The sequence below is a fragment of the Vibrio satsumensis genome, from assembly GCF_050337435.1.
Classification (GTDB): Bacteria; Pseudomonadota; Gammaproteobacteria; order Enterobacterales; family Vibrionaceae; genus Vibrio; species Vibrio satsumensis.
The window spans coordinates 513,736-527,045 of sequence record NZ_JAKJSX010000004.1; the positions used below are offsets into that span (position 1 = coordinate 513,736).

The following is a 13,310-nucleotide window of genomic DNA, read 5'->3' on the forward strand; positions in this document are numbered from 1 at the left end:
CAGTGAGCTAAACCTACTTTGTGACACTAAAGCTGATAGCAGTAATTCAAGCAGTAATCTTCGCCACTCTTTGCTCTGAACTCTTTATCTTCGCTACATGCCTTTGGTTTACCTTTTGAATCACCTTGAATCAAGCTGATCCAGTGGCGCATAGCTGCGATAGTCTCTTCGCGCATTGTAGTCGTAGCTTCCATTGGTGATTGGCCGAATGTGGTGCATGATTCTAACTGAATATCATCAATCTCCACCAATTCGATGCAACCCGTCCCTTTATGGCAACCAAACATCACCTCTAAGTGGCTGCCACTGCCATCTCGGAATAAGATTGAGTCTGGGTCATTCTTCTCCCCCATGTACGCTACAAACTGTTTAGGGTGCTTTAGGCCACTATGCTGGCCATCTTTAAAGTAAGCCATGATATGACGGTAATCGACTACATAGCTGGTTACGTCTTGGTGTGAGCCATTCTCTAGTGGGAATAGTCGATCAAGCAGCTGTTTTGCTTTAACTTGCTTCTCAGTTTGCTGGTTGGCACTGATTGTCTCCACGGCAAAGACAGCTTCAGCGATAAATGGCTTTGATTGTTTTTGGATTTCTGTTTTATCGAATGTCAGCATATTCATAGTCTTTCCCTCTTGACCAGTCCGGTGAAACTCACCGATTTCTACAGCGAAAATGTGTCCTAGAGCAATTATTCCAAACTAACGTTTAATTTATTTGTCATTTTGTGAATTGCTTAGTTTGTAGATTAGCGCTTTTTTACATACAATTTCACAACAAAAATTTTACAATGTGAATTTTACAAATATGGCCTTGTCAAAAAGTTTAGTTCGTCAGTCACATTTCCTAGGTACGAAAATACGTAACCTTCGAAAACGTAACCATTTAACGATGGAAGACCTGTCTGCGCGTTGTATTAGGATCAACCCAGAATACGCACCTTCCGTTTCTTACCTTTCAATGATTGAGCGTGGAAAGCGGGTCCCAAGCATCGATATGCTAGAAGTGATTGCCCAGGTCTTTCAGAAAAACCCAACGTGGTTCCTCGACGATGAATCGGAACAACAAGCCATTGCACCTGATAAAGGAAATCGGGGTGGAATAAGTGGCATGGCACTCGAACCGAGCTTCCTTTTTTCCAACGACATTCTTCAAATCGCGATTCCTGAGATGCTTTCGCAAACGGGAATCTCCGGTCGCCAGTTTGCGCATCTATTGATTCGGGCACACCAAGAGAGCAACCAGAACCACTTCCCTGACCTTGAGCGAGCTGCAGAAGAAGTTGGTCTAAAACGTCTTAACCTCAGCGTAGAAGACCTCATAGACATCGCTAGAAGCCTAGGAATCAACATCCGCTGGGTTACACGGACACCTCAAGACGTAGTCGACGAGCTAGGAATTAATGCCAAGCAACTGGTTACTTCATTTTTTGAGCCTCCCGGAACTATCTTCTTAAACGAAATTCTCAAGGAATACCCAACTCGTCTAAAATACGACCTCTCGGTTTATATCGGCCATTGCATTCTGCACAGCAAAGAGGGGCTAAAAAGTGTGTTGTCGGTAGGTAACAACAATACATGGGACGACAACCAAGTTTCAGGCTCTTCTCAGCTGAACTCTCAAGACATTCTTCAAGCATGGCGTGACTTCGAATCTAGCTTCTTTGCCGGAGCACTGCTGTGTCCGAAAGTCCCATTTAGACAGTTACTCGACCGCACTGGTTACGAAATCGACGTTCACAAAAGAGCAGGGGTTTCCCCCTCTGTTGCAATGCGCCGAATGACAGTAGTATCGCCCTACCCTCACTGGCATTACTTTGATGCTTACGGGCCTGGGAAGCTCAAGGCGGTATACCGCGGGAACGGGATTCCACTGCCTTGGGGAAATATGAGAACGGTCGCTGATCCATGTCAACATTGGGCTGTGTTCCGTCGATTATCGGAGCCTCGAGCGGGAAGCTCGGCTCAAATCTCCATTTTAAATGTGGGAGACGAGCCAAGAATCTACTGCTGTGAATCCATCAATATGACGGATCCCGCGGGTAACAATCGTGTGTTGTGTGCTGGTATAGATCTCAACCCTGCGATTGATGCTCAAGGCGGTAATTCAAGAGACATAGCAGAGCAGCTAAAAGCATCATGTGTTAACAACGGTGGCTCTGTGGCAATCCCGCGCAACATCAAGAAAGATCTCACGACAATAGCCAAGATTCTAAATATAAATTGGATTGAACGTGGGATAGAGACAGAGGCAAGGCTTATCTGCTCCAGAGGTGGAGAATGCCCTCGCCAACCAAGCTGTTATTCGAAGTGTGGTGAGTAAAGAAGTAATAACAAAAAATAGAACCTAAAATTCAGGCAAAAAAAAACCAATCACAATAAGGGTGATTGGTCATATATTTTGTGTGAACAAAAAAGGTTCACTAACAACGTCAGTTGGCTAGGTGACCCTCGGCTTAAGAAGGGTCACCATTACTAATGCAGTATGCGTGCCAACTTTTAAAACACGTATTTACTACGCATCTGGACACGTATTGTTCGTAAATGCTTATTTGTTTTGCAAACTGAAATTGCAAATTGCAAAATCCAACAAAAACGCTAGTGATTATGTTGTTATTAATAAATCCTTAAAGATTCATTTCCCTTTCCCAAAATGCCGTACTTCCCTTAGGTTCAATCACTTTAAACAGCAATAAACCTCTCCTGAGTTACAAATCAACGCCCATAAAAAAACGCGAACATTGAAATTCAATATTCGCGCTTATTTGAGTTAGATAGCAGAAAGTCCCGAATCAACGAGAACTCTCCTAAAAAGCACTCTCGTTATTGGACCTTTATGATCTATCTAAGAGACTCTACTTCTGAGGAGCTGGCTTAGAGCGGCTTCTAGACGGTGACGGTTTGTTGCCTGTCGGCTTATTTGACGACTTGCTCGGACCGTAGCTACCACCGTAACCAGACTTCTTAGGCTTACCTGCGTTGTTTGGCTTACCTGTACCGGTAGTTTTACCCGCACCGCTTGGCTTGCTCAGAGTGTTCTGAGAACCTGCGTTATTTGCAGCAGGTTTATTGCCCGCATTACCGCGTTTAAAGTTACTGCCGTTGTTTCTTACTGATTTATCTTCACCAGTCGCGGCTGAATTGTTTTCAGTAGGCTTCTTTCCAGACGTTGGATTACGTTTTGGCGCTGAGCCATTACCTGCTACATGACGCTTATTCTTACCTGCTGGCTTGTGTCCACGAGCGTTATCACCAGAGCGTTGACCATCAGCATGCTCACGTGGCTGTTTTGCTTTTTTCGGCTTCTTAGGCTTGATTGGACGTGTATCTAAACGAGATTCTGGTAGCTTGTTTACTGGCGAGAAGCCTTCAAGCTCACGACGCTCTAGTACTTGTTGAATAAGACGTTCAATACCGAACAACTCGCCCACTTCATCAGCACAAACCAGTGAAATCGCTTTACCTACTTCACCAGCGCGGCCAGTACGACCGATACGGTGTACATAGTCTTCTGATACATGTGGAAGATCGAAGTTAACTACTTGGGGCAGTTGTGGGATATCGATACCACGAGCAGCGATATCAGTTGCAACAAGTACTCGTACTTTACCCGTTTTAAAGTTCTCTAAGGCTTTAGTACGTGCACCTTGGCTCTTGTTACCATGAATAGGTGCAGCAGTGATGTCTTGTTCTTCAAGGAAGCGAGCAAGCTTATTCGCGCCGTGTTTCGTCTTGCTGAACACCAACACTTGTCGCCAATCGTTATCTTTGATTAGCTTCGCTAGCATTGCGCTCTTTTTCTTTTTGTCTACTGGGTAGATGCTTTGCTCAACGGTTTTTGCCGTCGAGTTAGCAGGGCTTACTGAAATCTCAACAGGATTGTTAACTAAGCCTTTTGCTAAGCTGCGAATATCATCAGAGAACGTCGCTGAGAACAGTAGGTTCTGACGCTTCTTAGGTAAGAAAGCCAAGATCTTACGGATGTCACGGATGAAGCCCATGTCTAGCATGCGGTCAGCTTCATCTAGCACTAGGATTTCTAGTTGGTCAAAACGCACGGCATTTTGGTTATATAGGTCAAGTAGACGACCCGGTGTCGCCACCAACACATCACTACCTTTACGCAGTTTTTGCATCTGAGGGTTAATCTTCACGCCACCAAACACAACCGTAGAGGTAAGCGGTAAGTTAATACCGTACTTCACTACGCTGCCATTTACTTGCGCAGCAAGCTCACGAGTTGGCGTTAACACCAGCGCACGTACTTGGTTCTGACGTACGCGAGGGCCTTTTGACAACATTTCAAGAATAGGTAGCGTGAAGCCTGCAGTTTTACCTGTACCTGTTTGAGCAGCGGCCATCACATCTTTGCCCGTTAGGACAGCTGGCACGGCTTTCTCTTGTATTGGTGATGGCTTATCGTAACCTTGTGCTTCAATAGCTTTAAGGATCGGTTCAGAAAGGCCAAGGGAGGTAAAACTCATAGATTATTTTCTCAGTTGAATAACATTTAGTATGAGCAACACGTTAAAAAATGCGTTGCTTCAGCTTTTGCTCATCAAATACATTGATACGGAGCAAAGCGCGGTATTCTGAGGCTTTTCCCCACATTCAGCAACTAAATTCTAATCGCAGCTCAAATTCAACCTAGATAACTTGACGCTTCTGTTCGTACATTTTTTCATCAGCCGCTTTCAAGAGCGCATCGACATCATTGTAGTTGTTATTATGAATAACCCAACCAACACTAATTCGAAGATAAATAGAGTGCGCCTCGTAAACAACTGGTGCCGCGCACATCGCCTTTCGTAGTTTAGTCACGATCGACGATACGTGTTGATCATCAATGATGCGTGGCAATAAAACTAAGAACTCATCACCGCCTATCCTTGCGACGATATCTGAAACTCGTAGTTCACTCCTAATTCGGTTTGCACACTCGATCAATACCTGATCGCCAGCTGCATGACCATAAGTGTCATTGATCGCTTTAAACCCATCGAGGTCGATATTTACAACGGCAAACGTTCTCGCTCGCTGTTTTTGAGTAGTTTTAAAGGCCTGCTTGAGGCTATACATAAAGTATCGACGATTCGGTAACATCGTTAGCTCATCATGCATTGAGCGGCTATCTGCAATGCGGTACAGGCGATAAATCGTAAAGAAGGCAAACGCCAGCACTAGCATTATGGAATAACCCACTAGCCTTACCGCTTGGATTCGGTACCAAGGTTCATCCATCAATACATATTCGTTACCAGAAAGAGCAAGGTACCAACCACCATATGGGAAACTTACCTGTTCGGTGGCAAACGCATTATCGAACACATCCTGAGTACCATAAAAGACAGCGCCATCTTTACCTGAACTGTTTTTACCACGTATCGCAAGTTGATACTTGTTCTCGATCTTCCCGATTCCGACATCTTCAAACAGCTCGTCTAAGCCAATAGCAGCGCTAGATACACCCCAGTAATCTTGATTGAAAGGCGGATCTCGGAAGATCGGAGTACGTGTAATAAGGGCTTGCCCTCCTTGAAACAGCTCAAAGGGACCCGCAATAAACGTATTGCCAAGATTACGAGCTATCTCTACAGACTCCCATTGATTTGGGTGATCGCGATAATTAATACCTAGAACCTGCTCATTACCTTCCAGAGGGTAAACAAAATTTAGAATGTCGTCTTTGGCGAGTGCGATAAGTCGAATATGGAAGCCATCTTGAATGATATTCTCAGCAATCTTGTCCCAGTTTTTCACTTCACCATCAGGGTTAATGGTCACTAAAGTCGAGAAATTATTGAGGATATACATATCCGACACGATCGCGACTTCAATCCGAGAACGAATAATGGATAGTTGCTTTTTTGCCTCTGAATACGATTCGTTTTTAAGAAAAATTAATTGCTTGGCGTGAAAAAACTCAATCGCGCCAACTATCGTAAGGAAAAAAAGAACAGATACTATTTTGGCAGACCACTGCTTGCTAGAACCACTTGGCATTTACGAACCTCTAACACTTTTGTTCTATATACTGCCTGATAACGGCTCATTTCTGGCTTATTGCTCCAGTATGCCGCTAAGTCATTAAAAATCTATACTAACGTCTACTATCTATCAAATATTGTGCCATTCATCACTTCAGGTCTGTTAACTATACTAATTACTTAATCAAAAAGGGTTAGTAAACCTTATAAAGCTTACATTGTATTGACTCAAACCTTACATTAAAGGATTCATCGATGTTATTTTACATAGACTATTAATCAGCTTGGTACCTCACGACATGAAGCTAAAAACGATTACACTGTGCACATTACTATCGGCCTCAATTACGGTCGCTGTTCACGCACAAGAGAACGCTCTGGCGACAAATGTATCGAGTATTCAATCCCAAGCCGATTCGCTCAATTCTCAAGAACAATCTTTCAAGCAATCTGCTGACCTCATTCGCGCTACCTACGAAAGCCAACTTTACACCCTGCCTGCATTCAAAGAGGGTCACTACGGACTGCGCATGTATCGCCAGACATTAGATGATAAGTATTCTGCTGCGGTATGGAGTGACATGGCACGAGTGGCAAGCAAGCTCAACACCCTGTCGAATGACGTTCAAACCATGGAACAAATCGTACTCTACTCAGAAAAGCGCGTTGCATCTTATGTTGGCGATAGCGATGAACGCAGTGTTCGACGCTACAACATCACCAAGCACATGCCAGAATACCTTTACCTAGGCGTTGACCTTCTTGGTTCTATGGCTCGTGCCAATGAATACGGTTTAGAACACAAGAACGATGCCAAACTACGTGAAATCATTCGTCGCTATGACTTCTCACGATACGTTACCAATGAAGACATGGTGAAAGCGTGGGCAGCTCAATTAGCCAATCAAGTCTACTGGCTACGCCAGCTAGGTGAACAAGATGTGGTTGATGAGTTCGTCGACACCTTCAAAAAAGCGTACCCAGACGATAAAGACAAGAAGCTCTCTAGCCAACAATACGGCAATAAGATCTATGGTATGACACACGTGATCTTTGGTGATTCGGAATATTATCAACACCAAGTAAGCGAACAAGATCATCAATGGATCTACGATTACTTCAGAGAAAACATCGATACAATATTGCTTCGTGCGAAAGAAGATGTCATTGCCGAGGTTGGCTTAACTTTCCTGTTGGCAGGCCTTGAAGATGATCCAGTTGTAGAGAAGACTCGACTTGCTATCCAATCCTCGATTGATAAGAAGCGCGGTATGATCCCTTCAATCACCGGTGATTTTGACCTTGAATACGGAGAGCACCGTAACGTATTGGCAATCATGTTGCTTGACTGGCAACAAGTGAATGAAGCACCAACCTTCAAAGGGAACCCAAAGATATTTAAAACGATTCCTTACGGGCTCGTTGAGAATAAATAGAACACTTAAGCCAGACGACAAAAACCAAAAAGCCGCACACCTTTAAGGCGTGCGGCTTTTTAATACCTGAAAAATATCAATAGCGCGTACAAAGCATAAAGCTAAAACGCTCAGACAGCCTTGTTCATCACTATAGTGAAATCACCTTCGGTGTAACCCTCAATCAAAGAGACATCGTCACACAGCGTTTTACAAAAGCGATAAACACCTTGAGGATGATAGCTCATCAAGGTATTGCGCGAAGGGTACTGGCTAGAGTCGAGAAGATTAAATATGACGGTTTGATTCGCCAACTCAAACATACGAGTAATCATGTTTGTCAGATAGTCAGAATCACGGCAAATGTAGTTGAAAGAGCCACTTGCGATAACCATATCGTGTGCTTCTAGGCTCATCTTACTCATGTCACCCGCAAGGAACTGGCTGCGTGGTTCAGTGTAGTTTTGCTTGGCCTTTTTGAGGAAGCCTGCGTGTTGGTCAACACCGGTGTAAGATTGAATGTGGTAGATGCTGTCGAGCAGCTCGAACAATTCCCCATAGCCACACCCTAAATCCAAAACACTCTTATTTTCGAAATCAGCCGAACGAGCAATCACTTCGAAGCGACACAACTGACTCTCTTCATTGGTCCAACCTAAAGACTTTGCCTTATCCCCTTTCCAACGCTTGGTTTGCTTTCGGTGATACCAATACACCTTAAAACGATCACGCCAATGCATTACATACTACTCAATCATATGATCAAATCAGCTAGACTTTAGAGTCGTTCGAAAACAGACCACCGATCTTGTATCCAATCGCATAACACACCACAGCGGCAGTCACAAACACCAGTGCCGAGAAGAAATACGCGACCGATGCTGCTACTCCAGTACCCCACACGACGCTAAACACCAAACCGAGATAAGCCTCTTGTGGCCACTGATAGATAGGAAACTGAGATCCACCAGCAATAAAATAAACCATCGTAAACAAGCCAATGAAAGTAGCAATAAGACCGATGATAACGCGCATATTCATGGAAAAACCTTTGATTTATTGGACTTGGTTGCCTTTGTTCTGAATCACAACCTAGTGTTCTTAATCGCAACCCGATGATATACGAGTATATCGGATAAAAGAGGTTGCCTCTATTACTCTTCCGAGTGAGCGTTACCTACCGTATAACCAATGACGTAATGGCCAGACTTAACGATCAGGCACAAAAAAGCGGACACCCTTCTCACGTTGAATCCGCAAGAAAAGTGTCCGCTTTAACTGAATCTAGCTTAAAGCAGGATGAAGATACCCGCTAAACATGCACTCATTAGGTTTGCTAGCGTACCAGCAGCTACTGCTTTCAAACCTAGGTTAGCAACTTCAGCACGACGCTCTGGCGCCATCACACCGATAGAACCCAATTGAATCGCGATAGAGCCGATGTTAGCAAAACCACATAGAGCAAATGTCACAATCACTTGGCTATGTTCAGATAACAGTGCTTTGTTCTCAACGAAATCGATGAAAGCAACAAACTCGTTCATTACGATCTTCTGACCGATGTAAGAACCCGCCATCAATACTTCATCACTCGGGATACCAATCAGCCACGCTAGTGGTGAGAACAGGTAACCAAAGATAGCTTGCAGCGTAATACCCGCAAAACCGAACGTCTCACCTAGGCTTTCTAGGCCTGTGTTGACCATGGCAATCACACTCACGAATGCAATCAACATAGTACCAACAGCCACTGCGACTTTCATACCGTTCATCGCGCCGCTTGCCAATGCATCAATCACGTTGCTTTGGTCTGCTTTATCTAGTTCAATGTGGTCGTAGTCACTCGGTGTGCTGCGTTCAGGAACAATGATCTTCGCCATTAACAAGCTGCCCGGAGCTGCCATGAAGCTTGCGGCAATAAGGTATTTAAGTTCAACACCTAAACCAGCATAACCACCAAGTACACTACCGGCTACCGACGCCATACCACCTGCCATGACAGCAAACAGTTCAGAACGAGTCATAGACTTTAAAAAAGGACGAATAAGAAGAGGAGACTCACCCTGAGAAAGGAAGATATTACCTGTCGCAACCAGAGATTCAGCTTTACTTGTACCCAGCAGTTTTTGCACCGCTCCGCCCAGGATTTGAATCACTTTCTGCATGATACCTAAGTAATAAAGCGCAGAGATCAAAGCACTGAAGAAGATAATGATTGGAAGTACGCGAACCGCGAAAATGAAGCCTTCAGTAGCAAGGTCACCGAAAAGGAAAGCAATACCAGCATCTGCAAAACCAAGCAGGCTAGAAACGCCGTTACTCAGGCTTGTTAACGCCAACTGTCCCCATGGGAAATACAACACTAGAGCAGCAAAGCCAATCTGAAGTAATAGAGCACGAGAGACCGTTTTCCAGTTAATCGAAGAACGACTTTCAGATAGCAGGTACGCGCAAGCAATCAGTGCAATAACACCGACAAAACCAAATAGAATATTCATAATGTGTCCTAGTAATCCTTATAGAGTGAACATGAGCCAAGCAAATGACATCAAAGGAACAGGACAAAGAACCGCAAGCAAAACGCTACGCGATGAAGGAGCTAACAGAGTTAGCGACTGTAACAACGAGTTGTTCATGTAAAAAATCACCTTATACAAGCAGTGGAACGTAGCTGGTCCGGTCCGTGGGGTCATTCACATATCCATGTGACGGCTTGTATTGGCTAAGCACCGGCTTAAAACCGGAAGAGAAGTATAAACAGTTAAGTGAGACTTTCATCACATTTTTTAACGCAAACGATCGCGCGGTCAAGGATTAAACAAAATGTATTGTTTGTCGTCGTTTTCGAGCTTCAAAACTGTAGACAATTTGTAGGGAGTTGAATTTGTAATGTTAAGTCTTTAAGTGTGTGAGCGTAATCACTCGGTTAATTCTGTGTGATTCTTACTACTTTTCTGTGCTCTGCCTCATTTCCCGAGACTTCAAGATTCATCTTAAGTTTAGATGCGTATATACTTTGTATGATCTCACCAAGTAATTATCTATAAAATACCAATAGAGCTGATTAGATATAACAGCCATCGAGACTAAGAGAGGAAACACGTGAAGAAAATGGAAGCTCCGCACGATATGAGCAATGGAGCTAGATTCAAAACAAATAGACACGGCTATGTGACAGTAGTTGAATATTATAATACCTATACTGTTATTGTCGCGTTTGAAAACACCGGAAATATCCGTGCTATCAGTGCGGCGAAATTACGTACAGGCCAACTAACCGATCGCTCTGTCGCACCTGAATCAATTATGATTGGAGAAAAGGTTGAATCTGTTAAACACGGAATATTAACCATTACTCAAGTTGAATCTGAAAATATTGTTGTACTGACCAATGCAAATAATGAAGAAATTAGAATGTTATTGCCTGCAGTGCAGAAAATGAAAGATAAAACTGAAGAAGTCGACAGTGAAAGTATTGCCTCCCCAAAACCAACCTCGCTTAGCCAGTTGACGAAAAGAAATAAAAAAACCAAAGACGTTAATAGCATGCTTAAGAAAATGCTTACTGACTACGGTCGATACGATTAATTCTCTATTTTCTACAATAAAGCCTCTATAGATTTATATTCTGATATAAAAACTAATTAAGCCTGCCTTTCTCAATAAAATACGTTGCATATTCGAGTGAAAAGTTAAATTTGATCAAAGTCTCACTCTGGATCTTTACCACAAATTAACGAGATCCCCATCACAATATCATTTTAGCTTTGTGATGGAGATCTTATTGAAATCTGAATATTTCCATTACTATGCTCTCACACAATAAGAGAACGAAGTTTCTCAACCCCAAAAATCCAATTGAGACAAATATTATGAAAAAGATTCTTGTAGTTTGCGGTAACGGCCTTGGTACTTCTCTAATGATGGAAATGGCAGTGAAAGAAGTCGCTAAGAAAATTGGTTTTGAAGCAGAAGTTGATCACGAAGATCTATCATCTGCAGCATCAAGCAATGCGGATATTTGGGTTGCAGCAACAGATGTTGCCAACCAACTAAAAGATGCTGGTAAAGAGAACATCATCAGCCTGAAAAATATTTTTGACAAAGCATCAATTGAAGAACAACTAAAAACTTTCATGTAAGGTCAAAATTATGCAAAACTTTTTCGAGTTCATGCTCGGCTTATTAAAAGAGCCGGCAATCATGGTAGGTTTAATAGCTTTTATTGGCCTTGTTGCACAGAAGGCTGATATTTCTACCATTCTGAAAGGCACCATTAAAACCGTAATGGGTTTCCTAATTTTAGGTTTCGGCGCAGGTGCTCTTGTTGGCGCACTAAATAATTTCTCAGTTGTATTTACTGAAGCATTCGGCGTAAGTGGTGTTATTCCAAATAACGAAGCAATTGTTGCATTAGCACAAGAAGCATTCGGTTATGAAATGGCTCTAATTATGTTCTTCGCGTTCGTTGTGAATATTTTATTGGCTCGTATTACTCCTTTAAAATATATATTCTTAACGGGCCACCACACAATGTTCATGTCTATGCTAGTGGCAGTAATTCTATCTACAGCAAACATTGAAGGCACGGCACTCGTCGCAATCGGCTCGATCATTGTGGGTACATTGATGGTTGTGATGCCAGCTCTAGGTCAAAAGTACACAGAAAAGGTGATGGGTACTGATCAGCTGGCTATCGGTCACTTCTCTACCCTTTCTTACATCGTATCTGGCTTCATTGGTAGCAAGTTCGGTGACACATCGAAAACAACTGAAGACATCCAAGTTCCAAAAAGCTTGATGTTCCTACGTGATACACCAGTAGCCGTAGCAACAACGATGGCTATCTTCTTCATGCTTGCATCTATTATCGCAGGCGGCGAGTTTGTAGAAACAGTATCAAGTGGTCAAAACTGGGTTGTATTTACTTTCATGCAATCTCTTATCTTTGCCGGTGGTGTTTACATCGTACTGCAAGGTGTGAAGATGCTAATTGCTGAAATCGTTCCTGCATTTAAAGGTATCTCTGACAAGCTAGTACCGGGCGCGAAACCTGCTCTAGACTGCCCAATGGTATTCCCTGTAGCGCCAAACGCGGTACTTATCGGTTTCCTTTGTTCTTTCGCTGCTGGTCTACTAGCGATGGCTGTACAAGGTGCCCTTGGTTGGACAATTATTGTAGCTGGCGTAGTTCCACACTTCTTCGTAGGTGGTGCAGCAGGCGTTTACGGTAACGCGACAGGCGGTCTTCGCGGTGCAATTCTAGGTTCATTCACACAAGGTCTATGTATCTCTTTCCTACCAATGCTACTGCTTCCAGTACTAGGCGGCCTAGGTCTTGAAGCAACAACATTTGCGGACTTCGACTTCGGTGTGGTTGGTCTTATCCTAGGGTGGATTGTTTCATGAGCCTATTCGATTTAATTGGTAACCAAGGCGTTATCATCAACTCTGAAGAGAACCTAACGGTTGATGCAGCAATTGATGTGACATGTTCAACACTGCTCGCGAGCAACAAAATCGAAGCTAGCTATGTTGAAGCTATCAAGCAAAAGCACAAAGACATCGGCGCGTACTATGTTCTAGCACCAAAGATTGCCATGCCGCATGCTCGTCCTGAAGATGGCGTTAACGAAGCATCACTGCAAGTGACGGTATTCAAGAAGGGTGTTGATTTAGAGTCGGAAGACAACGGTGACGTTTACCTTTCAATTACTCTGGCGGCAATGGACTCAGATAGCCACATCCATACGATTATGGCGCTATCAGAGTTATTCCAAAATGATGATGACATTGATGCCATTATCGCAGCGGAAACTGAGCAAGCGATCATCGAGATCTTAAAGCGCTACTAACCTCGCTATCTTGCTCCTAAGTGAATAAGCCCCCAAATAAAAAGCGATAGCCTC

Annotated in this window: 12 protein-coding genes; 6 read left to right on the plus strand and 6 right to left on the minus strand. The window is 43.4% G+C overall.

Annotation, left to right across the window (positions count from 1 at the left end):
- Positions 1 to 26: 26 nt before the first annotated feature.
- Entirely contained in the window at positions 27 to 623 is a 597-nt protein-coding gene (locus L4C44_RS05280; protein ID WP_146492743.1) for an aldolase/citrate lyase/malate synthase family protein, read from the minus strand.
- Between the two features lie 169 nt (positions 624 to 792).
- On the opposite strand from L4C44_RS05280, the gene L4C44_RS05285 reads away from it, so the two are divergent.
- Positions 793 to 2,322: a DUF3612 domain-containing protein gene (locus tag L4C44_RS05285; RefSeq protein WP_019823380.1), complete on the plus strand. Its 1,530-nt coding sequence runs from the start codon at positions 793 to 795 to the stop codon at positions 2,320 to 2,322.
- A 532-nt stretch (positions 2,323 to 2,854) separates the two neighbouring features.
- Here L4C44_RS05285 and L4C44_RS05290 read toward each other — a convergent pair.
- Together L4C44_RS05290 and L4C44_RS05295 are read right to left on the minus strand one after the other, a co-directional pair.
- On the minus strand, positions 2,855 to 4,483 hold the full coding sequence (locus L4C44_RS05290; protein WP_146492742.1) for a DEAD/DEAH box helicase: 1,629 nt from the start codon (positions 4,481 to 4,483) through the stop codon (positions 2,855 to 2,857).
- 163 nt (positions 4,484 to 4,646) lie between these two features.
- The gene (locus L4C44_RS05295; protein ID WP_146492741.1) at positions 4,647 to 6,002 is read right to left on the minus strand and encodes a diguanylate cyclase domain-containing protein; all 1,356 of its coding nucleotides are present in this window, start codon (positions 6,000 to 6,002) and stop codon (positions 4,647 to 4,649) included.
- Positions 6,003 to 6,285: 283 nt separating this feature from the next.
- Between L4C44_RS05295 and L4C44_RS05300 the strand changes: the two genes are divergently transcribed.
- Positions 6,286 to 7,422 (plus strand): DUF3541 domain-containing protein, encoded by a 1,137-nt coding sequence (locus L4C44_RS05300; RefSeq protein WP_146492740.1) that lies wholly within the window; start codon positions 6,286 to 6,288, stop codon positions 7,420 to 7,422.
- Positions 7,423 to 7,532: 110 nt separating this feature from the next.
- Here the strand turns inward: L4C44_RS05300 and L4C44_RS05305 are convergent, their stop codons facing one another.
- From L4C44_RS05305 to L4C44_RS05315, 3 genes are all read right to left on the minus strand, one after another.
- Complete coding sequence (locus L4C44_RS05305; RefSeq protein ID WP_428804542.1) at positions 7,533 to 8,141, minus strand: class I SAM-dependent methyltransferase; 609 nt, start codon at positions 8,139 to 8,141, stop codon at positions 7,533 to 7,535.
- A 31-nt stretch (positions 8,142 to 8,172) separates the two neighbouring features.
- Entirely contained in the window at positions 8,173 to 8,442 is a 270-nt protein-coding gene (locus L4C44_RS05310) for a hypothetical protein (protein WP_146492738.1), read from the minus strand.
- 248 nt (positions 8,443 to 8,690) lie between these two features.
- A complete protein-coding gene (locus L4C44_RS05315) occupies positions 8,691 to 9,899 on the minus strand; it encodes a NupC/NupG family nucleoside CNT transporter (protein ID WP_146492737.1) in 1,209 nt (402 codons plus the stop codon).
- 613 nt (positions 9,900 to 10,512) lie between these two features.
- Here L4C44_RS05315 and L4C44_RS05320 point away from each other — a divergent pair.
- The 4 genes from L4C44_RS05320 (at position 10,513) to L4C44_RS05335 (ending at position 13,256) form a co-directional block, all read left to right on the plus strand.
- Positions 10,513 to 10,989, plus strand: coding sequence for a hypothetical protein (locus tag L4C44_RS05320; protein ID WP_146492768.1), 477 nt, complete (start codon positions 10,513 to 10,515; stop codon positions 10,987 to 10,989).
- Between the two features lie 284 nt (positions 10,990 to 11,273).
- Positions 11,274 to 11,543 (plus strand): PTS sugar transporter subunit IIB, encoded by a 270-nt coding sequence (locus tag L4C44_RS05325; RefSeq protein WP_017064872.1) that lies wholly within the window; start codon positions 11,274 to 11,276, stop codon positions 11,541 to 11,543.
- 10 nt (positions 11,544 to 11,553) lie between these two features.
- Positions 11,554 to 12,810 carry a PTS ascorbate transporter subunit IIC gene (ulaA, locus tag L4C44_RS05330; protein WP_146492736.1) on the plus strand — a complete coding sequence of 419 codons (1,257 nt, stop codon included), beginning with the start codon at positions 11,554 to 11,556 and terminating at the stop codon, positions 12,808 to 12,810.
- A complete protein-coding gene (locus tag L4C44_RS05335; RefSeq protein ID WP_017070990.1) occupies positions 12,807 to 13,256 on the plus strand; it encodes a PTS sugar transporter subunit IIA in 450 nt (149 codons plus the stop codon). Before ulaA ends, L4C44_RS05335 begins: the two co-directional genes overlap by 4 nt.
- Positions 13,257 to 13,310: the final 54 nt, after the last annotated feature.

Bases quoted from the DNA above. Each gene is read 5' to 3' on its own strand.
- L4C44_RS05300 (WP_146492740.1), top strand. From the start codon at position 6,286: ATGAAGCTAAAAACGATTACACTGTGCACATTACTATCGGCCTCAATT.
- L4C44_RS05335 (WP_017070990.1), top strand. From the start codon at position 12,807: ATGAGCCTATTCGATTTAATTGGTAACCAAGGCGTTATCATCAACTCT.
- L4C44_RS05320 (WP_146492768.1), top strand. From the start codon at position 10,513: ATGGAAGCTCCGCACGATATGAGCAATGGAGCTAGATTCAAAACAAAT.
- ulaA (WP_146492736.1), top strand. From the start codon at position 11,554: ATGCAAAACTTTTTCGAGTTCATGCTCGGCTTATTAAAAGAGCCGGCA.
- L4C44_RS05280 (WP_146492743.1), bottom strand. From the start codon at position 623: ATGAATATGCTGACATTCGATAAAACAGAAATCCAAAAACAATCAAAG.
- L4C44_RS05310 (WP_146492738.1), bottom strand. From the start codon at position 8,442: ATGAATATGCGCGTTATCATCGGTCTTATTGCTACTTTCATTGGCTTG.
- L4C44_RS05305 (WP_428804542.1), bottom strand. From the start codon at position 8,141: ATGCATTGGCGTGATCGTTTTAAGGTGTATTGGTATCACCGAAAGCAA.
- L4C44_RS05290 (WP_146492742.1), bottom strand. From the start codon at position 4,483: ATGAGTTTTACCTCCCTTGGCCTTTCTGAACCGATCCTTAAAGCTATT.
- L4C44_RS05325 (WP_017064872.1), top strand. From the start codon at position 11,274: ATGAAAAAGATTCTTGTAGTTTGCGGTAACGGCCTTGGTACTTCTCTA.
- L4C44_RS05295 (WP_146492741.1), bottom strand. From the start codon at position 6,002: ATGCCAAGTGGTTCTAGCAAGCAGTGGTCTGCCAAAATAGTATCTGTT.
- L4C44_RS05315 (WP_146492737.1), bottom strand. From the start codon at position 9,899: ATGAATATTCTATTTGGTTTTGTCGGTGTTATTGCACTGATTGCTTGC.